Raw genomic sequence first — 255 nt, 5'->3', positions numbered from 1 at the left:
CTACTTTCACACTGGTTGCAGCACTATCATCGGCGCAAAGTCGTTTCACGGTCCTGTTCGGGATGGGAAGGGGTGGGACCGACTTGCTATGGTCATCAGGCATAACTTGTAGGCAGCGCGCGAGGCGTGCTGCGCAATCTGGAAGAAGTAAAGTTGGGTAGTGTTCTCAAACACGAGTAAATGCTATATAACCGGCAAGGTTATAGGGACAAGCCGTACGGGCAATTAGTATCAGTTAGCTTAATGCATTACTGC

Annotated in this window: 1 rRNA gene; it reads right to left on the bottom strand. The window is 49.8% G+C overall.

Annotated features, from left to right (window positions below):
• Positions 1 to 100: ribosomal RNA gene (gene rrf, locus GTP41_RS26950) — 5S ribosomal RNA — on the bottom strand; the annotation flags it as partial.
• Positions 101 to 255: the final 155 nt, after the last annotated feature.

Origin of the sequence: Pseudoduganella guangdongensis (genome assembly GCF_009857475.1) — a bacterium.
Classification (GTDB): Bacteria; Pseudomonadota; Gammaproteobacteria; order Burkholderiales; family Burkholderiaceae_D; genus Rugamonas; species Rugamonas guangdongensis.
The sequence above is the reverse complement of the archived record's forward strand: the minus strand, read 5'-3'. Positions and strand labels throughout refer to the sequence as shown.